Genomic DNA, 22,438 nt, shown 5'->3' on the forward strand with positions numbered 1-22,438 from the left:
AAGCTCCCTCGCCACGGTAAAGCGCTCCTCCTTAACTGACCGGCATTAAGGCTTGTCCCCCATATATAAATAAAGCGACTGTTCCTCAGTTCCTCTTACATAGACTCCAGGTGCCGACGACTTAGGTAAAAACTAAAGGTAACGCCAGCAACTGCGAGAAAAATTGGCCCACCTGTAACAATGATTGCAATCCAGGGAGGCCAAGTATCAATACTGGTCATGGCTGTCTGGCCTCGTAAATTTTTTCACCTGAGTACTCACCCGTTTTACCACCGTAAGTCGTACCCACCCATGCGCCGGTACCTACAACAGCAGCAACGCAAATAACACCGCCTGCCCCTGTTGTGACGCCAAGCGCGACGCAGATCGCAGTACTGGCATAGCTGGCTGCAATCCGGTTGCAGCACCTACAGCGGTTGACCCGACGAATTTTCCTCCTTCGGTAAACTTAACCTTCTCACATGCTGCACCGGAGTCCCCATTGCACACCTGCTGAACCGCCAACAACGAAGACACCCGCCAAGACCAATGCCGATGTACCCACCTGCTTTCATATACTTCGTAGCCCGGCTCACCGCCTCCACATGAGCGGCATACCCCGGAATCTGCCCCGCCTCGCCCGCCTTGTCCAAGTGATGCACCAAGCTGCGGCTGGATATACCCAGGGCCGTTTTCAACTTGGGGTGATCGCCCAGGTGGTTTGGCCGCGCAAGCGGGTGGAGTTGAGCAGATGAGCATCCAACTGGTTCATTAACCGCTGGCGATCAGCAAAGAGCTGCGGTGACCTACGATGCCCGTGCTGCCGATAGCTGTCTTGATGCAGGCGTTCCATGGCCTGCAGCGTGTCGCGCAAGTTGCTCAGGTGCTTTTCCATCACCACCGCACTGACGCCTAGCCAGGTTGAGGTATGGCCGATGAACCCAGCGATTTCAACGCCATGGCGATACAGAAAGTCGGCCTCGTCCGGCGTCAGCTCATCCAGTGATGCGCTGACGTGTTGTGCAGCCTGCATCAGTTGATGCTTCTTCATGCGTGCAGGAGGTGTTGTTCGGATCGCTGAGCACGATCATCGAGCCGGCTTTGACGTGGCTTGTATTGGGATTCAGTGATTGAAACTTGCGCATCACAGCCGGATCACGAATTGGAAACAGCGTGGCTTCCAACGCTTCGCGAGTCACGCTTTTGGGTACGATGTATAAACCTGGTTCTTGGCCCGAGAGGCTGTTAAATACGGGCGGTGCCGAATGATTTGCCGGGGTGTAAGCGTTTTGGGAAGCCGTTGGCCGGACCGGCTCGGCGGCTTGCCTGTTGGCACTCACAACCGAGCCACCTCTGCTGTGGTACTTGGCTGAAAACACCGACGGCACCAATTCGGCTTTACAGGGACCGTCGCTGTAGCTATCCAACGTACCGGCCATAAGCCGACCATGGCTGTTTATGTGGGAACGCCACCGACGATCTTATAAGTTTGCCCGTCCTTGCCACAGGTGACTCGGTCACCTTCGCACGCATGGAAAAGGCCATTTATGTTGACTCTTTTATCTCCGTCCAGCACTTCCCCGCCGCAGATGGTCTTGTCACCCAGGCCAATGAAATAACCTACGCTCAATGTTTTTTCCTCAATCTGTTCCGGACGTCCCGGCATGTTTTCAACAGGGCATTGCGCCCCTGCTATATCTTCCTTTGGGTGAGGTCGGCTGACACCCCAAACTTTGAAGAGGCATATCCCCACCGTAAAATAGACGTTTCCCTAAATCCTGTACTCCCTGAGCCGTTTCGAATCCCTCACTCAAAATCGCACCGCTCCTTGGTGATTTTCATAATCAGCACCCTCGGTGCCGTTGCTAGTATCCAGACACCGCCAAGAACAATAAGGAAAACGCCATGCCGTACTTCCCCGGTGTCGAGCAGGTTCGCTTCGAAGGCCCTGACAGCGACTCCCCCCTCGCCTTTCGCCACTACAACGCCAACAAGCTGATCCTCGGCAAACCCATGCGTGAGCACCTGCGCATGGCGGCCTGTTACTGGCACACCTTTGTGTGGCCGGGGGCGGATATGTTTGGCGTGGGCACCTTCAAGCGACCCTGGCAGCGCAGCGGGGACCCGATGGCGTTGGCCATCGGCAAGGCGGAGGCGGCTTTTGAGTTCTTCTCCAAGCTGGGCATCGACTACTACAGTTTTCACGACACCGACGTCGCGCCTGAAGGCAGTTCGCTCAAGGAGTACCGTAACCACTTCGCGCAGATGGTCGATCACCTGGAGCGTCATCAGGAACAGACCGGCATCCAGCTGCTGTGGGGCACCGCCAATTGCTTCAGCAACCCGCGTTTTGCCGCCGGTGCCGCGAGCAACCCCGACCCGGAAGTGTTCGCTTATGCGGCCGCCCAAGTGTTCAGCGCGATGAACGCCACGCTGCGGCTCAAGGGCTCCAACTATGTGCTGTGGGGCGGCCGTGAAGGTTATGAAACCCTGCTCAACACCGACCTTAAGCGCGAGCGCGAACAGCTCGGCCGGTTCATGCGCATGGTGGTGGAGCACAAGCACAAGATCGGCTTTACCGGCGACTTGTTGATCGAGCCCAAACCCCAGGAGCCGACCAAGCATCAGTACGATTACGACAGCGCCACGGTGTTCGGCTTCCTGCATGAGTACGGCCTGGAACAGGAGATCAAGGTCAACATCGAGGCCAACCACGCAACGTTGGCCGGGCACAGCTTTCATCATGAGATTGCCACCGCCGTGTCCCTGGGGATTTTCGGCAGTATCGACGCCAACCGCGGCGACCCGCAGAACGGCTGGGACACTGACCAGTTCCCCAACAGCGTCGAGGAAATGACCCTGGCCACCTATGAAATCCTCAAGGCCGGCGGTTTCAAGAATGGCGGCTACAATTTCGACTCCAAGGTGCGCCGCCAAAGCCTGGACGATATCGACCTGTTCCACGGCCATGTCGCCGCGATGGACACCTTGGCCCTGGCCCTGGAGCGCGCGGCCGCCATGGTGCAGAACGATCGGCTGCAACAGTTCAAGGACCAGCGCTATGCCGGCTGGAACCAGCCGCTGGGCCGGGCGGTGCTGGCGGGCGAGTTCAGCCTGCAATCGCTGGCCGAACATGCATTTGCCAACGAACTGGACCCGCAGGCCGTAAGTGGCCGGCAGGAGATGCTGGAGGGGGTTGTTAACCGGTTTATCTATACCTGATAGTCCGAGGTGTCTGGTTTTGGGGCTGCTTCGCAGCCCAGCGGGAGCAAGCTCCCTCGCCACAGTGTCTTTTCCAACAACAATAAAAGGACGCACCACCATGAAGTCATTCAAACGTACGCTGCTCGCCACTGCCCTGGCCCTGCTCGCCCTGCCGGTAATGGCCGATTCGGCTCACCCGAAAATCGGCTTCTCCATCGACGACCTGCGCCTGGAGCGCTGGTCTCGAGACCGTGATTACTTCGTCGCGGCGGCAGAAAAACTCGATGCCAAAGTGTTCGTGCAGTCCGCCGATGCCAACGAGCAGAAGCAAATCTCGCAGATCGAAAACCTCATCTCCCGTGGCGTCGATGTGATCGTTATCGTGCCGTTCAACGCCACCGTGTTGACCAACGCGGTGGCCGAAGCCAAGAAGGCCGGGATCAAAGTGGTGTCTTACGACCGCCTGATCCTCAACGCGGACATCGACGCCTACATCTCTTTCGATAACGAAAAAGTCGGCGAAATGCAGGCCAACGGCGTGCTGCAAGCAGCGCCCAAGGGCAACTACTTCCTGCTCGGCGGCGCGCCGACCGACAACAATGCCAAGGTGCTGCGCGAGGGCCAGATGAAAGTGCTGCAACCGGCCATCGACAAGGGCGATATCAAGATCGTCGGCCAGCAGTGGGTCAAGGAATGGAACCCCACCGAGGCCCTGAGCATCGTTGAGAACGCCCTGACCCGCAACGACAACAAAATCGACGCCATCGTCGCCTCCAATGACGCCACCGCCGGCGGTGCGATCCAGGCCCTGGCCGCGCAGAAGCTGGCGGGCAAGGTGCCGATTTCCGGCCAGGACGCAGACCTGGCGGCGATCAAGCGTGTGATCGACGGCACCCAGACCATGACCGTCTACAAGCCGCTCAAGTTGATCGCCACCGAGGCGGCCAAACTGTCGGTGCAGTTGGCGCGCAATGAAAAGCCCACCTACAGCTCGCAATACAACAACGGCAGCAAGCAAGTCGACACCATCCTGCTCACCCCGACCCCGCTGACCAAGGCCAATATCGACGTGCTGGAGAAGGACGGGTTCTACACCAAAGAGCAGATCGCCGGGCAATGACCGCCATGGCCGCCGACTACCTGCTGCAAATGAACGGCATCGTCAAAAGCTTTGGCGGTGTCAACGCCCTCAACGGCATCGACATCCAGGTACGGCCGGGGGAATGCGTCGGCCTGTGCGGTGAGAACGGTGCCGGCAAATCCACCCTGATGAAGGTGCTGTCGGCGGTCTACCCGTACGGCACCTGGGAGGGCGAAATCCTGTGGGACGGGCAGCCGCTCAAAGCCCAGTCCATCAGCGAAACCGAGGCCGCCGGCATTGTCATCATCCATCAGGAATTGACCCTGGTGCCCGACCTGTCGGTGGCCGAGAACATCTTCATGGGCCACGAGCTGACCCTGCCCGGTGGGCGCATGAATTACCCGGCGATGCTGCACCGCGCCGAAGCGTTGATGCGTGAACTCAAAGTGCCGGACATGAACGTCGCGCTGCCGGTGTCGCAATACGGCGGCGGCTACCAGCAACTGGTGGAGATCGCCAAGGCCCTCAACAAACAGGCACGCCTGTTGATCCTTGACGAGCCCTCCTCGGCCCTGACCCGCTCGGAGATCGAGGTGCTGCTCGACATCATCCGTGACCTCAAGGCCAAGGGCGTGGCCTGTGTGTATATCTCGCACAAGCTCGATGAAGTGGCCGCCGTGTGCGACACCATTGCGGTGATTCGCGACGGCAAGCACATCGCGACCACCGCCATGGCCGATATGGACATCCCGCGGATCATCACGCAAATGGTCGGCCGCGAGATGAGCAACCTTTACCCCACCGAGCCCCACGAGGTGGGCGAGGTGATTTTCGAGGCGCGCAACGTCACCTGCTATGACGTCGACAACCCCAGGCGCAAACGCGTCGACGATATTTCCTTCGTGCTCAGGCGCGGCGAAATCCTCGGTATTGCAGGGCTGGTAGGCGCCGGGCGCACCGAACTGGTGTCGGCGCTGTTCGGCGCCTACCCCGGGCGTTACAGCTGCGAGGTGTGGCTGGACGGCCAGGTGATCGACACGCGCACGCCGCTCAAGTCGATCCGCGCCGGGCTGTGCATGGTACCCGAGGACCGCAAGCGCCAGGGCATCATCCCCGACCTGGGCGTGGGCCAGAACATCACCCTGGCAGTGCTCGACACCTATGCCCACCTGACCCGCATCGACGCCGAAGCCGAACTGGGCAGCATCGACCAGCAGATCGCGCGCATGCACCTGAAAACCGCCAGCCCGTTTCTGCCGATCACCAGCCTGTCCGGTGGCAACCAGCAAAAAGCCGTGCTGGCGAAAATGCTGATGGCCAAGCCCAAAGTGCTGATTCTGGATGAGCCCACGCGCGGGGTGGATGTGGGCGCCAAGTATGAGATCTACAAACTGATGGGCGCGCTGGCGGCCGAGGGCGTGTCGATCATCATGGTGTCGTCGGAACTCGCCGAAGTGCTCGGCGTGTCCAACCGCGTGCTGGTGATCGGCGACGGCCAGTTGCGCGGCGACTTCATCAATCAAGGGCTCACCCAGGAACAGGTACTCGCCGCCGCGCTCAGCCAACACAACAATGATCGGAAGACCGCGTAGATGAATCAGGTCAAACACCTTTTCACCCGCTACAAAATGCTCGCCCTGGTGATCGCCGTGGCGTTCATCTGGCTGTTCTTCAGCTGGCAGACCGACGGCGGTTTCCTCACGCCGCGCAACCTGTCCAACCTGCTGCGGCAAATGTCCATCACCGGGATACTGGCGTGCGGCATGGTGCTGGTGATCATCAGCGGCGAAATCGATTTGTCGGTGGGCTCGTTGCTGGGATTGCTGGGCGGGCTGGCCGCGATCCTGGATGTGGTTTATCACATCCCGCTGCTGGCCAACCTGAGCCTGGTGGCGTTGTGCGGTTTGATGATCGGCCTGGCCAACGGCTACATGACCGCCTACCTGCGCATCCCTTCGTTCATTGTCGGCCTGGGCGGGATGCTGGCGTTTCGCGGGATCCTGTTGGGGATTACCGGCGGCACCACCATCGCGCCGGTGTCGCCGTCGCTGGTGTACGTCGGCCAAGGGTACCTGCCGCACACCGTGGGCATCGGCCTGGGCGTGCTGCTGTTTGCCCTGACCCTGTTCCTCACCTGGAAACAACGGCGCAACCGCGCACTGCATGGCTTGGCGGCGCACTCCCTGATGCGCGACGTGCTGCGCGTGGTGTTGATCGGCGCGGTACTGGCCGGGTTTGTCACCACACTCAACAGCTACGACGGCATTCCGGTGCCGGTGTTGCTGCTGCTGGTGCTGCTTGGCGTGTTCAGCTACGTCACCAGCCAGACCGTGTTCGGCCGCCGCGTGTATGCGGTGGGCAGCAATATGGAGGCCACGCGGCTGTCGGGTATCAACGTGCAGGCGGTGAAACTGTGGATCTTCGGCATCATGGGCGTGATGTGCGCGCTGGCCGGCCTGGTCAACACCGCACGCCTGGCCGCCGGCTCACCGTCAGCGGGCAACATGGGCGAACTGGACGCGATTGCCGCGTGCTTTATCGGCGGCACCTCGATGCGCGGCGGGTCGGGCACCGTGTATGGCGCGTTGCTTGGGGCGTTGGTGATTACCAGCCTGGATAACGGCATGTCGATGCTGGATGTGGACAGTTACTGGCAGATGATCGTCAAGGGCAGCATCCTGGTGTTGGCGGTGTGGGTGGATGTGAGTACGCGCACCGGCAGACGCTGACCCCCTCACTTGCCCAGCAACACCGCCCCGTCCCCCTCCTGCCCCAACCGGTCCCCCGGATTGCGCAGCGGGCAGTCGTCCAGGGACAAGCACCCACAGCCGATGCACCCATCGAGCTGGTCGCGCAGTTGCGTGAGGCTGTTGATTCGATCATTCAACATGTCTCGCCAACGCGTGGAAAGCTGCGTCCAGTCTTTGGCCGTCAGCGGTCGCCCCGACGGCAGTTCTTCCAGTGCGGCCTTGATGGTTGCCAACGGAATCCCCGCGCGCTGCGCCACTTTGATCACAGCAATGCGGCGCAGGACATCACGGTGGTAGCGGCGCTGATTGCCTGGGCTGCGTTGGCCGTGGATCAAACCCTTGGCTTCGTAAAAATGCACAGTCGCCACGGTCACCCCGCTACGCCGCGCCAATTCGCCCACGCCAAGGGGGATGTGCACATCGATTTTCGGTTTCATCGGCGCCTTGACCTCATCTATACATGAGGTCTTATAAAGAGTGTCGGCCTGCCCTGGCAAGCCTTCATTCCTTTGACATGGGAGCCTCCATGAACACGGCGCAAACCTCTCCCCCCAACTGGGCCTCCTTGCTGTCCGGTGCAAACGGCCTGCGTTCTCTGGCATTGGCCGGCGGCGTGGTGCTGCATGCGATCAACGTATACATCGCCACGACGATCTTGCCGTCGGTGGTCCAGGACATCGGCGGCATCGACTACTACGCGTGGAACACCACGCTGTTTGTCGCGGCCTCGATCCTCGGTTCAGCGTTATCGGCGCGTTTGCTCGGCCGCCTGGGGCCACGCGGGGCGTATCTGTGCGCCAGCCTGGTGTTCGCCGTTGGTACGTTGGTCTGTGCGTTTGCGCCGTCGATGCCGATTATGCTCGGCGGCCGGCTGGTCCAAGGGCTGGGTGGCGGGTTCTTGTTTGCGCTGTCGTACGCGATGATTCGGCTGGTGTTTGATGAAAGCCTGTGGCCGCGTGCGATGGCGCTGGTCTCGGGGATGTGGGGCGTGGCGACGCTGGTGGGGCCGGCCGTGGGTGGACTGTTTGCCGAGCTAGGCATGTGGCGTGCGGCGTTCTGGTCGTTGATTCCCGTGGCGGCGTTATTCGCGGTGCTGGCGGCAGCGATACTGCCCAAGCGCAGCAACGATCGCGCTGAACCGACACCGTTGCCACTCGCCCAACTGGTACTGCTGACGGCGGCGATACTGGCCGTGTCGGCCGGCAGCATTGCTTCCACCCTGGCCCTGAACCTGCTGGGGCTTGCGGTAGCCGCAGTGTTCAGCGCGCTGCTGATCATCACCGAAAGCCGCGCCCGCCATCGGCTGTTGCCTGCCGGGGCCTTGCGGATGACCACGGCGCTCGGCGTGCTGTACGCCACCCTGTCGTTATTGACGATCGCTGTAACCAGTGGCGAAATTTTTGTGCCGTTGTTTCTTCAAGTGCTGCACCACCAGTCGCCGCTGGTTGCCGGTTACCTTGCCGCGTTGATGGCGGCCGGTTGGACAGTGGGTTCAATCGCCAGCGCGGGGGTGAATGGTAGAAACATTCGCCGGGCTATCCTGGCCGGGCCGATCCTGGGCGTGGCAGGCATGGTGGCGCTGGCGGTTTTGATGCCACTCCAAAGCAACGGCGACGCGCTGGCGCTGGCGCCCATTTGCCTGGCGCTGATCCTGATCGGGTTGGGCGTAGGCCTGGCCTGGCCGCACCTGCTGACGCGGGTGTTCCAGGTCGCGCCGGCCGGTGAACAGGACCTTGCCAGCGCGTCGATTACCACTGTGCAATTGTTCGCCACTGCGTTTGGCGCGGCGCTGGCGGGGATGGTGGCGAACGTTGCCGGCCTCACTGACCCGGGAGGCGTCGAAGGCACGGCAAACGCTGCTGTGTGGTTGTTTGGGGTGTTTGCGCTGGCGCCAGTGCTGGGTGTTCTGATTGCCAGGCGAGTGGCTCGAATGGTCGGCTAGTGGCATTTGGTCATGGTTTGTAAAGGGCCAGCAAGGCGTGTCCCTTTAAATTGCAGGACGTTTCCTAGACAATCCCTGCCGCCTTGTGCCTGCTGGAATCGGTGGCTAGTCTGCGCTCCGTCACTGCTCATCAGTGATCGGGTTTAGTCGCCCGGATTCTTAATCAGGCGCATGGTCCTCCATGAAGTTTTATGGTGGCTGTGCGCAGGGCACCTTCGGGTGCGCCGGATTTTCCTGATTAGCCGGTCGACTAACCTGCGTACAGCCGCCACCCACCGTTTAGTCGCGAATGGGCCGGCTTCTGACCTAATCAGGAGTTACACCATGAACAAAGTCCTGCCCGATCCACCCCGCGATCCCGTAAAAGACCGCGCCGCCTTCAACCGCGCCATCGACCACTACCTGCCCACCCAAGGCTTCCACTGCGTCAACGAAGACCTGAGTTTCGAAGACGCCCTGCTCTACACCGCCAGCCTGCTCGACAGCGCTTCAGCCACAGCACTCGATTGCGGTGAGCTGCTGCAAAGCCCTGAACGGGCGAAGATCCTGGCCGTGTGGCATTTGCTGGAAATTGCAAAAACCACCGTAGATCGCTCCATCGAGTGCCTGACCTGCACAAAAGCCACTGCCTAAAGTCGATTAACACTGTGGGAGGGGGTTTTGCCTCCTCCAACATTTGCCCGCATTCCAAAACCCTGTATCGGTGGATTAATGCCACCCGGCAGCAAAATAGTCTGAAAAACTGTTAGTTCTCACAGGTGACGCCCAACGGTTTTAACGCAATGATTCAACAGCCCAACAGGGTTGCAGCCCGAACGGTTGAGACCGCACAACTGCAGAGCAATATGGCGCACGCAGTAACCGCAAGCGCACGTAACATTGAAGAGGGACCTTCAATATGGCAACGCCGGGATTGATCATTCTGATTACGGGTTGCTCCAGCGGAATTGGCTTTGCGCTGGCGACGGAGCTTCATGAACGAGGCCACCTCGTCTACGCGACTGCACGAGACATCACAGCGCTTGCCACCTTGGCGGCCCGTGGTTTGCGTGTACTGACATTGGACGTTACCGACTCGCAAAGCATCGCGGCTGCGGTTGAAAGAGTCGTTCAGGAACAGGGACGACTGGATATATTGATCAATAACGCCGGCTATGGCCAAGGTGGCGCGGTTGCCGATCTCCCAGCCGAGGCGTTACGGCGCCAATTCGAAACCAATGTCATTGCTCCCGTGCAGGTGGCGCGCGCATTCCTGCCGCTGATGCTATCGCGGGGACGAGGCCGAATTGTAAACATCGGAAGCGTCTCGGGTGTTGTCGTGACACCTTTCGCAGGTGCTTATTGCGCAAGCAAGGCCGCGCTGCATGCCCTTTCAGAGGCGATGCGAATGGAACTAACACCTTTTGGAATTGACGTCATCGTGGTGCAACCCGGCAAGGTTGTTTCCAACATCAGGGACTATGCCAGAGAGATTGTTATCTTACCTGCCGACTCCATATACGTTACGTTCCGGGAGCATCTACAAGACCGTGCGCGTATTTCGGAACAGGGAGCGATGCCGGCGAAGGACTTTGCCCGGCGCGTAGTAAGCGCCGTGTTGACTGAAGTCGCGCCTTTCGTTGTTCGCAGCGGTCCGTTGAGCTGCAAGTTGCCCTTACTCCAATGCTGGTTACCAAGGCGTCTGTTCGATAAAGCAATTCGAAAACTGTTCGGACTTAACTCAAAGCCCTCATTAAAAACCGACCCACCGCTCTAAACGCCCTTAAAACCTAGCCTCACACTCGTTCATCTGCCTGGTATATCTCATGAAAATTATCGGCATTTCAGGAACACTTCCGTCACGGCATGTTTCCAATCAGGACGTTCTCGACCTAGTGACTGAGCACTCCCAAAAAAACTTTGACGGCGATTTGCCGCATACGCTCATGATCATTGACAGACTACTCAAAAAAAATGGCACGGAGTCCAGGCAATGGCTAGCAGAAAACGAATCGCCAATGACCCTGATGGAGACGTCATTCGTTGAGGCTCTGAAACAAGCAAATATAGACAAAAAAGAGATTGACCTGCTGCTCTACTCAAGTATTTCCCGTGGTTTTATAGAGCCTGCAAACAGTACCTTTATCGCCAAAGCCCTTGGCCTGCAATGCAGAAGCCACGATGTGGTGGACGCATGCATGGGGTGGGTGACGAGCATGGATATTATCAATGACAAGATGAAAGCACAGACTATTCGATACGCGGCCATCATTAACATGGAATTCGGTGTCACGGCACCACGGAGTTTTGCCATCCACAATTTTGCGTTACAGTTCGCCTCCGAGCTCACTTACAAATTTCCAACGTACACTTTGGGAGAGGCAGTCACCGTTACAATACTCAGCAATGACTCGCCCGAAAATTTCACATTTAGTTTTATCAACCGGCCGGATTTAAGTGATCTGTGTACGATCCCTCTACCGGACTGGCAGTCCTTCTGCAACGATTCGGACATTGCGCGCATTGCGAGTGCAAAAGGAAAATTTCAACTAACGTCTTTTGGTGAGCACATGCATGAAACCGGCTTTAAAGAGTCCACTAAAATCCTCAATGAAGCGCACATTCAAAACAGTAAAATTGATTGTATTTTTACCCACACCTCCTCGCCAAGAGTAAATGAACTAATCTTACAGCCTCTCGGCATGGCGGATAAAGCTCATAAAATCGCGCACAAAACAGGCAATATAACCACCGCCTCTGCACCCTTTGGAATTGCGGATGCCGTTTCACAAGGCGTATTAACCAGTGGTAAGTCCTGTTTGAGCTGTATCGGAAGTGCAGGGATGGTGTTTTCAGCGATGACGTTCAATTTTTAATTACGGCCCAAAGGACTTCTTTACTCTCCTAACCAGTGAATTACTGGCATTTGGTCATGGTATGTAAAGGGCCAGCAAGGGGTGTCCCTGTAAATTGCAGGACGTTTCCTAGACAATCCTTGCCGCCTTGTGCCTGCTGGAATCGGTGGCTAGTCTGCGGTCCATCACTGCCAATCAGTGATCGGGTTTAGTCGCCCGGTTTGAGAACAGGCGCATGCTCCATGAAGCTTTATGGTGGCTGTGCGCAGGGCGCCTTCGGGCGCGCCGGGTTCCTGTTCTGTCCGGTCGACTAACCTGCGTACAGCCGCCACCTTTGTTTAGTCGCGAAAAGTGTCAACTCCTTGATATTCAGACAGGAACTACACTTCGAAGACGCCCTGCTCGACAGCGCCTCTGCCACGGCACTCGATTGCGGTGAGCTGCTGCGAAGCCCTGAACGGGCGAAGATCCTGGCGGTGTGGCATTTGCTGGAAATTGCAAAGACCACGGTAGATCGCTCCATCGAGTGCCTGACCGGTACCAAAGCCACTGCCTGACCGTAGGAGCGAGCTTGCTCGCGAAAAAATCACAGGCGCTGCGTTTCTTCAGGAAGCACGCGTTATCGTTGACGTTTTTCGCGAGCAAGCTCGCTCCTACAATGGGTGGGGGGACAGCCCACATAAGCCTCATTTTTCCCTCGGGTTATTGCGGATAAAAACTAAAAGTCCATAATGGACAAATTAGTTTATCCGGAGAACCCCATGTCCACGACGCCCCTCGTTATCGACCAGGTCCAGGCCCGCACCTTGCTGGCTCAAGTCGACGTGCCTTTGATCCTGCGCAAACTGTTCCGCGACCTCGCTGCCGGGCAAGCGGTGCAGCCGGCGCAACAGCTGGTGGCGTTTCCCGATGGCGCCGGGGACTTCATCAACTACCTGGGCGTATTGGCCGAAGACGGGGTGTACGGGGTCAAGACTTCGCCCTACATCGTGCGTGAACAAGGCCCCCTGGTGACGGCCTGGACCCTGTTGATGTCGATGCACAGCGGCCAGCCGTTGCTGTTGTGCGATGCTGCTGAATTGACCACCGCACGCACCGCCGCCACCACGGCCTTGGCGGTAGATGCGCTGGCCCCGGCGGCGGCGCAACGCCTGGCGATCATCGGCAGCGGCAAGGTCGCCCAGGCGCACCTGCATTATGTGCAGAACCTGCGCGACTGGCAGCAAATCCGCCTGTACTCGCCAAGCCTGGGCAGCGCCAGCGCCGAAACGCGTGCGCAGTTGGCCAGCCTGGACCCGCGCCTGAGCCTCGTCGCAAGCTGTGAGGCCGCCCTGGAAGACGCGGATGTGATCCTGCTGTGCACCTCCTCCGCCGGGCCGGTCATCGACCCCTCGCGCCTGAGCAAACCCGCGCTGATTACCTCCATCAGCACCAACGCGCCACGCGCCCATGAAGTGCCGCCGCACTGCCTTAACCAGATGCACGTGTTCTGCGACTACCGCCAGACCACCCCGGATTCGGCCGGTGAGATGCTGATCGCCAGCGAGCGGCACGGCTGGGACAAACGTACGATTGTCGGCGACCTGCCCGAATTGTTCAGCGACATGGCCCAACGCCCCGACTACGATCGTCACGTCTTTTTCCGCTCCATCGGCCTGGGCCTGGAAGACATCGCACTGGCTACTGCCCTGTACCAACGCCAACGCTAATCAGGAGAGTGTTATGCACCAGGCAGACTTCATCATTATCGGCGGCGGCATCGCCGGCGCGTCCACCGGGTTCTGGTTGTCGCAGCACGGCAAGGTTCTGGTGCTGGAGCGTGAAAATCACCCGGCCTATCACTCCACCGGGCGTTCGGCGGCGCTCTACACCGCCGCGTATGGCACCCCGCAAGTGCGGGCGCTGACCTTGGCCAGCCGGGCCTTCTTCGACCAGCCACCCGCAGGCTTTTGCGAACACCCACTGCTGACGCCCCGGGGCGAAATGACCGTGGATTTCAACGGTGACCCGGCCGAACTCGACAGCCAGTACCTGAGCGCCAAGGCCACCGTGGCGCAGGTGCAGCGCCTGACGGTCGATGAAGCCTGTGCACGCTTGCCGATCCTGCGCCGTGAAAAAGTCCACGGGGCAATCTACGACCCTACCGCCTGTGACATCGACACCGACGCCCTGCATCAAGGCTACCTGCGCGGTATCCGCCGCAACCAGGGCGAAGTGCGCACCGACAGCCATGTGCTGGGCTTGAGCCGCGACGCCGATGGCTTGTGGCAGGTGCGCACCCAGGCTGCAATCTTCACCGCGCCGGTCATCATCAACGCCGCCGGTGCCTGGGCCGACCATATCGGCGGGCTGGCGGGCGCAGCGTCCATCGGCTTGCAGCCCAAGCGCCGCTCGGCCTTTGTCTTTGCTGGTCCCGAGGGCATGGACAGCCACGACTGGCCGATGCTGGTGGCCCTCGACGAAGCGTTCTACATGAAACCGGATGCCGGCATGTTCCTCGGCTCGCCGGCCAACGCCGACCCGGTAGAACCCCAGGATGTGCAACCCGAAGAGCTGGATATTGCCATGGGCATTTACCAGATCGAGGAAGCCACCACCCTGACCATCCGCCGCCCCACGCGAACCTGGGCCGGGCTGCGCAGTTTTGTGCATGACGGTGACTTGCTCGCAGGCTTCGACCCTCAGGTACCCGGCCTGTTCTGGGTAGCCGCGCAGGGTGGCTACGGCATTCAGACCTCACCGGCCATGGGCCAGGCCAGTGCGGCCCTGGTGCGCGGCGAGCCGCTGCCCGAGCCGCTCACGCGGTTCGGCCTTAACGCCGGTATGCTCTCCCCCGTGCGCCTGGAGGCTCAATGACAAACACCGCCGAACACGACACGGTCATGCAGAACTTCCGTGCGATCGCCGATGCGATCGCCACCTTGTTCTTTCCCCATGCGGAAGTGGTGCTGCATGACCTGCACACGCAGACCATCGACTACATTGCCAATAACCTGTCCAAACGCAGCCTGGGTGACGACTCCTCGCTGGAGGACATGCTTGATGGTGACGTCGGCGACGTCAATATCGGCCCCTATGAAAAACTCAACTGGAACGGCCAGAAAATCCGCAGCCTGAGCACGGTGCTGCACGACCACCAAGGGCGCCGGCTGGCCGTGCTGTGCATCAACCTGAATATCTCGCTGTTCGAAAATGCCAAGGCCGCGCTGGACTTGTTCCTGTCGCCGAGCAAGCTGATCGCACAGCCGGATGCCCTGTTCCGGGACGACTGGCAGGAGCGCATCAACACCTTTTTGCACGCCTGGCTGCGCGAACGTCAACTGAGCCTGAACCTGCTGACCCGCGACCACAAACGCGAACTGGTGCTTGCACTGCACGCCGAAGGTGCGTTCAAGGGCAAGAGCGCGTCCAACTACGTGGCCAACGTACTGGGCATGGGACGGGCAACGGTCTACAAACACCTCAAGGAACTCAAAGGCTAAAGACACGGCAGGCCGAATGCGGGGGCCGCGATGGCCCTGCAAACCCAAATCCCCCCAACACAGCCAATGCCCTGGAGCTGCCGAGCTTTAGCGAGGCTGCGAAAGCGATGGGTCAGGCGATAAATATGGATTGGCTGCCCCGCCTACCAGCTTCCCACCGCCAGGCTATGCGGTGAAAACTCCGCGAACTGCCAGCGCAATGCCAAGGCTGCCGGACGCCGGATCATCTGTTCCACGGTCACTGTCCATAACCGCTGCGCCCCTTCGAACCGGGCCACCTGCGGCCCACCGAGGATCAGCGAAGTACGCCCAGCCACTTGCAGCACGTCTCCCGACTCGAAATCAATGAACAGCAACCCCGCCACCGGGTTGGCTTGCAGGTTACCGAGGGTGTTGAAGAACAGGTTGCCGGCAAAGTCCGGAATGGTCAGCACATCGCCCTCGACCCGCACGAAACCGGTGCCGCCGCCGCGATGGGAAACATCCACCGAGCGGGTGCCGTTCAGGTCGACATAGCTGGCGACGAAGAAGGTGTCGGCGTTGCGGATCATCTGTTGTGCGGCGCCATCCAGGCTGTCGCTGCGCTCGGCCACGCTGCCAGGTGTGCGCGCAATCGTATCGATGGGGCGCAGTTGGATGTACTTGGGGCAGTTGCCGAAGCTGTGCACCACGTCGACCGCAAAGCCATCGCCATCCAGCGCGCCGATTCGACCATTCATGCGATTGCGCCGGCGCGTGTTCAGGTCAATGCCGAGCACGCCGACGGCCGCGCCGGGCCTTAACCCCGCCCGAGCGGGATCGCTTTTGGAGGGCAGGCTGTCGATCTGCAACCGCTGCGGCTCAGGGGAACGGGCGAAGCCTGGCGCGCCTTCAAGCAGGGTCGCCCACGGAATACCCTGTTCATCCACCACGCCCAGCATCAGGTAAGGCAGCAAGGGATAGAAATCGCGATGCTGCTCCGGCAGATGGTCACGGATGACCTTGGGACCGATCACGGCCATGCGTTCGGCCGCGCCGGCACTTTCCTGCAGTAGCCGTTCGCCGGGATGCCAGGGGGATGGTTCGATCGCGTTCATGGCGCTCACCTCTCGTTGGATAGCTCGATGCTGCGCCTGACGTGTCGCCCAGAGAATCACCACCCCAGGCAATCCACTATTACGCCAACTGAAATGCCGGGTGCCCGCGCAACGCCGTTACACAGTCATCGACAAAACTGCGCACGCGCATCGGCGCATGGCGGCCTTCGCGGTACACCACCTGCACCGGCACCGCGGGCGGCTCGAACTCGGTCAAGACGCGACGCAACCGGCCGCTCACCAAGTGCTCGTGCACCGGGTAGCTCAGGCAACGAAGCAACCCCGCACCGCTCACGGCGGCATTGATCGCGCCTTGTACCGTGGCGCAGCGCAGACGTGCGCGGGCCTTGAGCTGATAGTGCGAGAAGTCCCACTGCACCGGGTCGGCACTGGCGATCAGATGATGATGCTTGAGGGCGTCCGGATACAGCGGTTCACCGTGGGTGGCAAGGTAGCTCGGGCTGGCGCACAGGATATGCCGCACATGCCCCACCGGCCGTGCAATTAACGACGAGCTGGGCAACTCGCCCACCAGCACCGCCACGTCCAGCCCTTCCTCGTGCAGGTTCGGGTGGTAGTCGTGGTAGTGGGCGACCAGGTGCACATCCGGGTAACGGTCCATATACGCGGCCAGTACCGGCGCCATCACATAGCGGCTGAACAGCAACGGCAGAAACACCCGCAGATTGCCCTGGGCCTGGCTGTGCAAACCCTTGGCCGAGGCTTCAGCGCCCTGCACCGCCGCCAGCAACCGCACACAGTCGGCCATATAGGCATTGCCCGCGTCGGTCAGGCTGACCCCACGGGTACTGCGCTGCAACAACAGCACGTGCAAACGTGCTTCCAGACGCGCAATCGCCCGCACCAGGGTCGGCCCGGAGACGTGCGCAAAGCGCGCCGCCGCCGCTAGGCTCGGTTGCCCGGCCAGCGCCGCGAACAACTGCATATCGCGATAACGTTCCATCAGCCGCGCTGCTTTGTCATCGGTTTCAGGGCCACGTCACGCCCAAGACGATCGGCAAGAAAATCCACGAAGGTGTGGACCTTGGCCGGCACGCGACCGTTGTTCTGGAACACCACCTGGATCGGCAGCGCCGCCGGCTCGAAGTCCTGCAAAACAATCTCCAGCTCACCCGCCGCCACCGCCGCCGCGACCTGATAGGACAATACGCGGGTCATGCCCCACCCCAGCCGCGCCAGGTTGATCGCGGCATTGTTGGCGGTGACCACCAGGCGCGGCTCAATAGGCACCGTCAGCGGCACGCCGTCGTCGACAAAGGCCCATTCACTCACCCGTTGGCTCGCCGATGAGCTGACAATCTTCGCGTCACGCAACTGTTCGGGCCGCAAGGGCCGCCCATGCCGCTCGAGGTAAGCGGGCGCTGCGCACACCACCCGGCGCACTTCACCGACGCTGATCGCCTGCTGCCCCGGCTCGTGCAGATGGCCGATGCGCACGGCCACGTCGACGCCTTCGTCGCTCATGTTGACCACACGGTCGACCAGCAGGGCATTGATGTTCACTTGGGGAAAACGGTCGAGATAATCGCCCAGCGCCGGCGCCACGAACAGCTCGCCGAACAGCACCGGGGCGGTCACGCTCAGTTGCCCGCAGGGGGTCGAATAACTGCCCGCCGCCGCTTCCTCGGCCTCGTCCAGTTCGGCCAGGATGCGGCGGCAGTCTTCCTGGTAACGCAACCCGGCCTCGGTCAGGTGCAGGCTGCGGGTGGTGCGCGCCAGCAGTTGGGTGCCGATGCGTTGCTCCATGGCCGCGACAGCCCGGGTCACGCTGGGCGGCGAGGTGTTCAGACGCCGCGCGGCGGCGGCAAAGCCGCCCTCGTCTGCCACCGCGAGGAACACCTGCATTTCATGAAAACGGTCCATCGGCGCCCCTTGCTGGTTATTGTGATTGCAGACCCGCCGCCGTGCGCGGCATGCCGAGGAAACCCGGCAGCGCTTCAATGCCGGCGAGCCAGGCGCGCACCTGAGGATAGTCGGCCAGCGACACATTACCTTCCGGCGCATGGGCCACGTAGGTGTAGAACGCGACATCGGCAATGCTCGGCCGGTCGCCCGCCAGAAAAGGGCTCTGGCCCAGTTGCATTTCCATTACGTTCAGCAGGCCATGGGCGCGGCTGATTGCAACGTCGGCGTCCACGTCGGCACCAAACACCGTGGCCAACCGCGCCGTGGCAGGCCCGGCATGCAGTTGCCCCGCCGCCGCCGAAAGCCAACGTTGCACGCGGGCCTGCCCGAGCGGGTCAGCCGGCAGCCACTGGCCGTTGCCGTAGGTGTTGGCGAGGTACACCAGGATTGCGTTGGAGTCGGCCAGCACGGTACCGCCGTCGTCAATCACCGGCACCTGGCCGAAGCTGTTGAGGTTGGCGATGAATTCGGGCGCTTTATGGGCGCCTTGTTTGAGGTCCACCAGGATAAATTCACTTGGCAGGCCCAACAGGGACAGCATCAGTTCGACCCGGTGGGAGTGGCCGGACAAGGGAAAACCATACAGTTTGATCGCAGGCTGGGTCATGACAGTCTCCAAGGGAATGAGGTTTGACGCCAGGCATGTTCCACCGCTGTCGCGCTTGGCGGAATGACCAGGATTTACAATCCAGCATTTCACCCGGCGAAACAATCCGGCGCGAGCCAGGCGCCGGCATTTTCATGAAAAAAATTCAAACTATCGCTTCCCCTGTCGTTCACACCTTCACGTGCAACGCAAAGTAGGAGGCAACATGCAATACCGACAACTGGGTCATTCCGGCCTGCTGGTCTCGGAAATCATCCTGGGCACCGTGCCCTTTGGCGGTCGCGCCGAGTTCGAGAAATGCGGCACGGTGGACGTGCCCCAGGCCAAGCGCATGTTCGATATTGCGTTCGACGCCGGGGTGAACATGATCGACACCGCCGACCTTTATTCCCACGGCCTGGCCGAGGAAGTGGTCGGTAAGGCCCTGGGCGACAAGCGCAACGACATCCTGCTGGCGACCAAGGGCCGCAGCCCGGTGGACCAGAACCCGAACAATTCCGGCTCTTCGCGCTACCACCTGATTCGCGCCTGTGAAGCCAGCTTGAAGCGCCTGGGCACCGACCATATCGACTTGTACCAACTGCACAACTGGGACGGTCTGACGCCCATCGAAGAGACGCTTGAAGCGCTGCGCCTGTTGGTGGGCTCGGGCAAGATCCGCTACTTCGGTACCAGCAACTTCACCGCCTGGCAAATGATGAAAACCCTGGGCAAGGCCGAATTGCACGGCATGCTCAAGCCGATCACCCAGCAGATCTACTACACCCCCGAATCGCGCGAGGCCGAGTACGAGCTGCTGCCGCTGGCGCTGGACCAACAGGTCGGCACGCTGGTGTGGGGCCCGATGGGTGAAGGCCTGCTCACCGGCTCGACCCGGCGCGGGCAAAAACCACCGGCCAATACCCGCCAGGGCAGCGACTGGCCGGAACCCTACGTGCATGACCAGGAACGGGCGCTGGACATCATCGAAACCCTGGCCGCCGTGGGCGATGAACACGGTGTGTCGGTGGCGCGTACCTGCCTGGCGTGGCTCAAGGATCGTCCGGGGATCACCTCGCTGATCGTCGGCGCCCGCACGGAGGAGCATCTGCGCGACAACCTTGCCGCCACTGAATTGAAACTGACCGAGGAGCAATCCTCACGCATCGAAGCCGTGACCCGTCGCCAGCCGCTGTATCCGTACTGGCATCGGTTTACCGCAGGGATCGATCGCTTCGATCCGGCGGAGCAGCCGTTTCTTGCCGAGCATCAGAAGACTATGGATGCACGCAAGGACAAATAACCCACAACGGTGAGACAGCTCGCTTCAAAAATGTGGGAGCGGGCTTGCTCGCGAAGTCGGTGGATCAGCCACACAAATAAGGCTGATGTAGCGCATTCGCGGGCAAGCCCCAATGCCAGTCAGTTAAGCGCTAGAGCAGGCAACCGTCGGCCTGTGGCGAGGGAGCTTGCTCCCTCGCCACGGTAAAGCGCTCCTCCTTAACTGACCGGCATTAGGGCAAGCCCGATCCTTCTCAAGAGCGCCCCCCTCAGCAAAGGAGCATGGATGTGATCGCGCAACTCATGATCGCCGCCCTCGGCGTCGTCGCCATCTGGTTCAGCCAGAGCAAACGCCTCAAAGTACGCCGCTACGCCTGCCTGTTCGGCATGGCCGGCCAGCCGTTCTGGTTCTGGTCGTCGATCAATGCCGAGCAGTGGGGCATCGTACTGCTGAGCTGCTTCTATACGGTGGCCTGGGCCAAAGGCATCAAGACCCACTGGATTGATCGCAAGCCGGACGCACCCGCCTGAGTTTGCAATCGATCGCCACACTGCCTATATTTCCCGCTTGGCGCTCTCTACGCCACCTTCCGCGGAAAGGGCTGCGCCCAAGACATCAGCTTCACCTCATTTCTACGACTCCCCCACCTTAAAGCGGAAAAGGTTTGTGCAAGGAGCTCGTATGCCGTCCCACCCTTTTGCGTCCAATACCAACGGCCGTCTCAACCTTGAGCAGCAGCGCAAGCGTGCCAAGCAATTGTTGCCGCTCCTGAAGCGCCAGGACCCCGACGCCACCTTGTCCCAAGCCCAATGGCAGATCGCCAGGCAGTTGAACTTCAGCAGTTGGCCCAAGCTCAAGGCCCACGTCGACGCCCTTGACTTCGCCGCACGCCACCCAAGCTTCATCGCCAGCGATGAAGCCCGCACCACCCACTGGAGGTGTGGCAGCGACATCGCCCACAGCCTGCAAGTGGCGGGGTTCCACGGGCCATTCCGGATGCTGACCGACCCGCTGTGCATGGGCCCGGTGCGCGACCTGCCTGACGCTGAGTACCAAACCCTGCGTGGCGCGTTCATCAGCCACGCGTTCGGCTTGAATGAAACTGACGTGGCGCGGCGACTGGCCGACGAATATGCCGGGCTTGAAAGCCTGGCCACAGCGCAGCACAGCGTGCTGTGGTGCGAAGCGGATGCGTACGACCAGCTGTTCCTGATACGCGCGCTGGCGGGCCTTGAACGGTTGCCACCTAAAATTGAATTGATCGAGGTGAACCGCATTCCCGGCGTCGAGCGGTTTATCGGCATCGGCCAATTGGCGCCCGATGTACTCGCCTGGCTCTGGCCGCAGCGGCGGGTGATCGATGACGCTGCGATACAACTGGCCAAACAGGCATGGAAGGCGTATTGCAGCCACTCACCCGTGGCATGGGCCGAACTGGCTCACGGCAACCATCCCGCCCTGCCCTTTCTCGCTCCGGCACTGTTGCGCCAGTTGCAGGAATTGCCTGGAGCCCAGGATGGGTTGTCCCTGACCGAACGCCTGGCCCTGAACTACATCGCCGAAGCTGGGCCGGTGCCCTTCGGCCGCGTATTTGCAGAACTGATGGCCAAGCGCGAACCGCTGCCGTTCCTCGGCGACCTGATGTTCCACGCGCTGTTGCGGCCATTGATCGATGGCGAACAGCCGTTGCTGGTGGAAACCGAGACGCACCTGGAGTGGCCCCGGCGGGGGTTGGCCGTGACTGCGCTAGGCCTTGAAGTGCTCGGCGCAAACGCCTATTGGCCAGACCACAGCTCACACACCCGCTGGATAGGCGGCACCTGTATCGAACCAGGCCGGCCTCATTGGACGATAGGCCTGAATGCTCAGCCAGTTTGGCGAAGCGCCACCCATTGCCAGTTACCCTGACAAAGATGATCCTGTGCACGCCTGAACCCCAGGCATCTACAACCCTGCGGGCGGCGTTGAACCTTTGCCAGGGAGCTTGCTCCCGTGGCGGCGGGGCAGTCTGACTGATGCCTCGCGATCCAAATGTGGAAGCTGGCTTGCCTGCGATAGCACCATCTCGATGCAACACGTACACCGAGGCGGTTGCGTCGAGTGGCTGTTACCTGAACAACGAATATGTCCTCGGACCAACCCAGCGTTCTGGTCGGCTGTCAGGCCGCCTTCGCAGGCAAGCCAGCTCCCACATTCAGGACGCGGGGCATCCGTTAGCGATGCATCGACTGCCAGGCCGTCACGGGAGCAAGCACCCTCGCCACAGGTGTCGCAGCCAACGTTGCGTAGATACCGA

At 60.7% G+C, this 22,438-nt stretch carries 23 protein-coding genes; 15 read left to right on the plus strand and 8 right to left on the minus strand.

The window, feature by feature from the left end:
* Positions 1-673: 673 nt before the first annotated feature.
* From Q1V60_RS21930 to Q1V60_RS21940, 3 genes are read right to left on the minus strand one after another with little or no spacing between them, the layout of a single operon-like run.
* Positions 674-1,012 carry a hypothetical protein gene (locus Q1V60_RS21930; RefSeq protein WP_300634735.1) on the minus strand — a complete coding sequence of 113 codons (339 nt, stop codon included), beginning with the start codon at positions 1,010-1,012 and terminating at the stop codon, positions 674-676.
* On the minus strand, positions 975-1,418 hold the full coding sequence (locus Q1V60_RS21935) for a hypothetical protein (RefSeq protein ID WP_300634738.1): 444 nt from the start codon (positions 1,416-1,418) through the stop codon (positions 975-977). The genes Q1V60_RS21930 and Q1V60_RS21935 overlap by 38 nt, the downstream gene beginning before the upstream one ends.
* Before the next feature lie 17 nt (positions 1,419-1,435).
* Positions 1,436-1,645, minus strand: coding sequence for a PAAR domain-containing protein (locus tag Q1V60_RS21940; protein WP_300634741.1), 210 nt, complete (start codon positions 1,643-1,645; stop codon positions 1,436-1,438).
* A 239-nt stretch (positions 1,646-1,884) separates the two neighbouring features.
* On the opposite strand from Q1V60_RS21940, the gene xylA reads away from it, so the two are divergent.
* The 4 genes from xylA (at position 1,885) to Q1V60_RS21960 (ending at position 6,993) form a co-directional block, all read left to right on the plus strand.
* Positions 1,885-3,201, plus strand: a complete 1,317-nt coding sequence (xylA, locus tag Q1V60_RS21945; protein ID WP_300634744.1) for a xylose isomerase — start codon at positions 1,885-1,887, stop codon at positions 3,199-3,201.
* Between the two features lie 100 nt (positions 3,202-3,301).
* Entirely contained in the window at positions 3,302-4,303 is a 1,002-nt protein-coding gene (gene xylF / locus Q1V60_RS21950) for a D-xylose ABC transporter substrate-binding protein (protein ID WP_300634747.1), read from the plus strand.
* A complete protein-coding gene (gene xylG / locus Q1V60_RS21955; RefSeq protein WP_300634750.1) occupies positions 4,300-5,856 on the plus strand; it encodes a D-xylose ABC transporter ATP-binding protein in 1,557 nt (518 codons plus the stop codon). Before xylF ends, xylG begins: the two co-directional genes overlap by 4 nt.
* The gene (locus Q1V60_RS21960; protein WP_300634753.1) at positions 5,857-6,993 is read left to right on the plus strand and encodes a sugar ABC transporter permease; all 1,137 of its coding nucleotides are present in this window, start codon (positions 5,857-5,859) and stop codon (positions 6,991-6,993) included.
* Positions 6,994-6,998: 5 nt separating this feature from the next.
* Here Q1V60_RS21960 and soxR read toward each other — a convergent pair whose 3' ends face one another.
* Positions 6,999-7,451 carry a redox-sensitive transcriptional activator SoxR gene (gene soxR / locus Q1V60_RS21965; protein ID WP_300634756.1) on the minus strand — a complete coding sequence of 151 codons (453 nt, stop codon included), beginning with the start codon at positions 7,449-7,451 and terminating at the stop codon, positions 6,999-7,001.
* 89 nt (positions 7,452-7,540) lie between these two features.
* Between soxR and Q1V60_RS21970 the strand changes: the two genes are divergently transcribed.
* The 8 genes from Q1V60_RS21970 to Q1V60_RS22005 all read left to right on the plus strand — a co-directional run bounded on the left by Q1V60_RS21970 (position 7,541) and on the right by Q1V60_RS22005 (position 15,272).
* The gene (locus Q1V60_RS21970; protein ID WP_300634759.1) at positions 7,541-8,956 is read left to right on the plus strand and encodes an MFS transporter; all 1,416 of its coding nucleotides are present in this window, start codon (positions 7,541-7,543) and stop codon (positions 8,954-8,956) included.
* 324 nt (positions 8,957-9,280) lie between these two features.
* A complete protein-coding gene (locus tag Q1V60_RS21975) occupies positions 9,281-9,589 on the plus strand; it encodes a hypothetical protein (protein WP_300634761.1) in 309 nt (102 codons plus the stop codon).
* A 265-nt stretch (positions 9,590-9,854) separates the two neighbouring features.
* On the plus strand, positions 9,855-10,712 hold the full coding sequence (locus tag Q1V60_RS21980) for an SDR family NAD(P)-dependent oxidoreductase (protein WP_072435613.1): 858 nt from the start codon (positions 9,855-9,857) through the stop codon (positions 10,710-10,712).
* A gap of 49 nt (positions 10,713-10,761) precedes the next feature.
* Positions 10,762-11,811: a 3-oxoacyl-[acyl-carrier-protein] synthase III C-terminal domain-containing protein gene (locus Q1V60_RS21985; protein ID WP_300634766.1), complete on the plus strand. Its 1,050-nt coding sequence runs from the start codon at positions 10,762-10,764 to the stop codon at positions 11,809-11,811.
* A 341-nt stretch (positions 11,812-12,152) separates the two neighbouring features.
* Complete coding sequence (locus Q1V60_RS21990) at positions 12,153-12,347, plus strand: hypothetical protein (RefSeq protein WP_133634758.1); 195 nt, start codon at positions 12,153-12,155, stop codon at positions 12,345-12,347.
* 204 nt (positions 12,348-12,551) lie between these two features.
* Positions 12,552-13,499 carry an ornithine cyclodeaminase family protein gene (locus Q1V60_RS21995; protein ID WP_133634760.1) on the plus strand — a complete coding sequence of 316 codons (948 nt, stop codon included), beginning with the start codon at positions 12,552-12,554 and terminating at the stop codon, positions 13,497-13,499.
* A gap of 13 nt (positions 13,500-13,512) precedes the next feature.
* Positions 13,513-14,646: an FAD-binding oxidoreductase gene (locus Q1V60_RS22000; protein ID WP_300634774.1), complete on the plus strand. Its 1,134-nt coding sequence runs from the start codon at positions 13,513-13,515 to the stop codon at positions 14,644-14,646.
* A complete protein-coding gene (locus Q1V60_RS22005; RefSeq protein ID WP_300634777.1) occupies positions 14,643-15,272 on the plus strand; it encodes a PAS domain-containing protein in 630 nt (209 codons plus the stop codon). Before Q1V60_RS22000 ends, Q1V60_RS22005 begins: the two co-directional genes overlap by 4 nt.
* 143 nt (positions 15,273-15,415) lie before the next feature.
* On the opposite strand, the gene Q1V60_RS22010 is transcribed toward Q1V60_RS22005, so the two are convergent.
* The 4 genes from Q1V60_RS22010 to Q1V60_RS22025 all read right to left on the minus strand — a co-directional run bounded on the left by Q1V60_RS22010 (position 15,416) and on the right by Q1V60_RS22025 (position 18,881).
* Positions 15,416-16,348: a pyridoxamine 5'-phosphate oxidase family protein gene (locus tag Q1V60_RS22010; RefSeq protein WP_300634780.1), complete on the minus strand. Its 933-nt coding sequence runs from the start codon at positions 16,346-16,348 to the stop codon at positions 15,416-15,418.
* A gap of 79 nt (positions 16,349-16,427) precedes the next feature.
* Positions 16,428-17,312 carry a LysR substrate-binding domain-containing protein gene (locus Q1V60_RS22015; protein ID WP_300634782.1) on the minus strand — a complete coding sequence of 295 codons (885 nt, stop codon included), beginning with the start codon at positions 17,310-17,312 and terminating at the stop codon, positions 16,428-16,430.
* Positions 17,312-18,232, minus strand: coding sequence for a LysR family transcriptional regulator (locus tag Q1V60_RS22020; RefSeq protein ID WP_300634785.1), 921 nt, complete (start codon positions 18,230-18,232; stop codon positions 17,312-17,314). Before Q1V60_RS22020 ends, Q1V60_RS22015 begins: the two co-directional genes overlap by 1 nt.
* Before the next feature lie 16 nt (positions 18,233-18,248).
* Positions 18,249-18,881, minus strand: a complete 633-nt coding sequence (locus tag Q1V60_RS22025) for a glutathione S-transferase (protein ID WP_300634787.1) — start codon at positions 18,879-18,881, stop codon at positions 18,249-18,251.
* A gap of 205 nt (positions 18,882-19,086) precedes the next feature.
* Between Q1V60_RS22025 and Q1V60_RS22030 the strand changes: the two genes are divergently transcribed.
* From Q1V60_RS22030 to Q1V60_RS22040, 3 genes are all read left to right on the plus strand, one after another.
* Entirely contained in the window at positions 19,087-20,163 is a 1,077-nt protein-coding gene (locus Q1V60_RS22030) for an aldo/keto reductase (protein ID WP_300634789.1), read from the plus strand.
* A gap of 260 nt (positions 20,164-20,423) precedes the next feature.
* Positions 20,424-20,672, plus strand: a complete 249-nt coding sequence (locus Q1V60_RS22035) for a hypothetical protein (protein ID WP_300634791.1) — start codon at positions 20,424-20,426, stop codon at positions 20,670-20,672.
* Between the two features lie 151 nt (positions 20,673-20,823).
* Complete coding sequence (locus Q1V60_RS22040) at positions 20,824-22,050, plus strand: DUF1835 domain-containing protein (protein WP_300634793.1); 1,227 nt, start codon at positions 20,824-20,826, stop codon at positions 22,048-22,050.
* Positions 22,051-22,438: the final 388 nt, after the last annotated feature.

This window comes from Pseudomonas sp. (genome assembly GCF_030147005.1).
In the GTDB taxonomy this organism is placed as follows: domain Bacteria; phylum Pseudomonadota; class Gammaproteobacteria; order Pseudomonadales; family Pseudomonadaceae; genus Aquipseudomonas.

What these genes read in the sequence shown, in the direction of transcription:
- Q1V60_RS21960 (WP_300634753.1), top strand. Translation starts at nt 5,857, where the DNA reads ATGAATCAGGTCAAACACCTTTTCACCCGCTACAAAATGCTCGCCCTG.
- xylF (WP_300634747.1), top strand. Translation starts at nt 3,302, where the DNA reads ATGAAGTCATTCAAACGTACGCTGCTCGCCACTGCCCTGGCCCTGCTC.
- Q1V60_RS22030 (WP_300634789.1), top strand. Translation starts at nt 19,087, where the DNA reads ATGCAATACCGACAACTGGGTCATTCCGGCCTGCTGGTCTCGGAAATC.
- Q1V60_RS21970 (WP_300634759.1), top strand. Translation starts at nt 7,541, where the DNA reads ATGAACACGGCGCAAACCTCTCCCCCCAACTGGGCCTCCTTGCTGTCC.
- Q1V60_RS22005 (WP_300634777.1), top strand. Translation starts at nt 14,643, where the DNA reads ATGACAAACACCGCCGAACACGACACGGTCATGCAGAACTTCCGTGCG.
- Q1V60_RS21940 (WP_300634741.1), bottom strand. Translation starts at nt 1,645, where the DNA reads ATGCCGGGACGTCCGGAACAGATTGAGGAAAAAACATTGAGCGTAGGT.
- Q1V60_RS21935 (WP_300634738.1), bottom strand. Translation starts at nt 1,418, where the DNA reads ATGGCCGGTACGTTGGATAGCTACAGCGACGGTCCCTGTAAAGCCGAA.
- xylG (WP_300634750.1), top strand. Translation starts at nt 4,300, where the DNA reads ATGACCGCCATGGCCGCCGACTACCTGCTGCAAATGAACGGCATCGTC.
- Q1V60_RS21980 (WP_072435613.1), top strand. Translation starts at nt 9,855, where the DNA reads ATGGCAACGCCGGGATTGATCATTCTGATTACGGGTTGCTCCAGCGGA.
- Q1V60_RS21930 (WP_300634735.1), bottom strand. Translation starts at nt 1,012, where the DNA reads ATGCAGGCTGCACAACACGTCAGCGCATCACTGGATGAGCTGACGCCG.
- Q1V60_RS22020 (WP_300634785.1), bottom strand. Translation starts at nt 18,232, where the DNA reads ATGGACCGTTTTCATGAAATGCAGGTGTTCCTCGCGGTGGCAGACGAG.
- Q1V60_RS21985 (WP_300634766.1), top strand. Translation starts at nt 10,762, where the DNA reads ATGAAAATTATCGGCATTTCAGGAACACTTCCGTCACGGCATGTTTCC.
- Q1V60_RS22010 (WP_300634780.1), bottom strand. Translation starts at nt 16,348, where the DNA reads ATGAACGCGATCGAACCATCCCCCTGGCATCCCGGCGAACGGCTACTG.
- Q1V60_RS22000 (WP_300634774.1), top strand. Translation starts at nt 13,513, where the DNA reads ATGCACCAGGCAGACTTCATCATTATCGGCGGCGGCATCGCCGGCGCG.
- soxR (WP_300634756.1), bottom strand. Translation starts at nt 7,451, where the DNA reads ATGAAACCGAAAATCGATGTGCACATCCCCCTTGGCGTGGGCGAATTG.
- xylA (WP_300634744.1), top strand. Translation starts at nt 1,885, where the DNA reads ATGCCGTACTTCCCCGGTGTCGAGCAGGTTCGCTTCGAAGGCCCTGAC.
- Q1V60_RS22040 (WP_300634793.1), top strand. Translation starts at nt 20,824, where the DNA reads ATGCCGTCCCACCCTTTTGCGTCCAATACCAACGGCCGTCTCAACCTT.
- Q1V60_RS21995 (WP_133634760.1), top strand. Translation starts at nt 12,552, where the DNA reads ATGTCCACGACGCCCCTCGTTATCGACCAGGTCCAGGCCCGCACCTTG.
- Q1V60_RS22035 (WP_300634791.1), top strand. Translation starts at nt 20,424, where the DNA reads ATGGATGTGATCGCGCAACTCATGATCGCCGCCCTCGGCGTCGTCGCC.
- Q1V60_RS22015 (WP_300634782.1), bottom strand. Translation starts at nt 17,312, where the DNA reads ATGGAACGTTATCGCGATATGCAGTTGTTCGCGGCGCTGGCCGGGCAA.
- Q1V60_RS21975 (WP_300634761.1), top strand. Translation starts at nt 9,281, where the DNA reads ATGAACAAAGTCCTGCCCGATCCACCCCGCGATCCCGTAAAAGACCGC.
- Q1V60_RS22025 (WP_300634787.1), bottom strand. Translation starts at nt 18,881, where the DNA reads ATGACCCAGCCTGCGATCAAACTGTATGGTTTTCCCTTGTCCGGCCAC.